Annotated in this window: 1 protein-coding gene; it reads right to left on the bottom strand. The window is 49.4% G+C overall.

Going from position 1 to position 253, the window contains the following annotated elements; all coding sequences use genetic code 11:
* A partial coding sequence (locus J3482_RS20575; protein WP_268884604.1) for an ABC transporter transmembrane domain-containing protein occupies positions 1-253 on the bottom strand: 253 nt, incomplete at both ends.

Below are 253 nucleotides of genomic sequence, written 5' to 3' on the forward strand. Positions count from 1 at the left end.
CAAAAGCCCCTCGATTAATTCGAGGAAGTTGGCGGATAAGTTCTCCAGCAGATGCCACTGCTTTTTGGCCATCGAGTCTGCACCCTTGCCAAGCAGTATCATAAAAAAGACAATCAGCGGGGCGGCGATGCAGAGCAGGGTGGCCGAGATCCAATCGAGTTGAAAAATATTTATGAGCAGGACAACAGGGACCATCACGGCTACCAATGATTGTGGCAGGTAACGGGCCAAATAGGATTCCAAGATATCGAAG

Origin of the sequence: Alicyclobacillus suci (assembly GCF_017329615.1) — a bacterium.
GTDB lineage: Bacteria > Bacillota > Bacilli > Alicyclobacillales > Alicyclobacillaceae > Alicyclobacillus > Alicyclobacillus suci.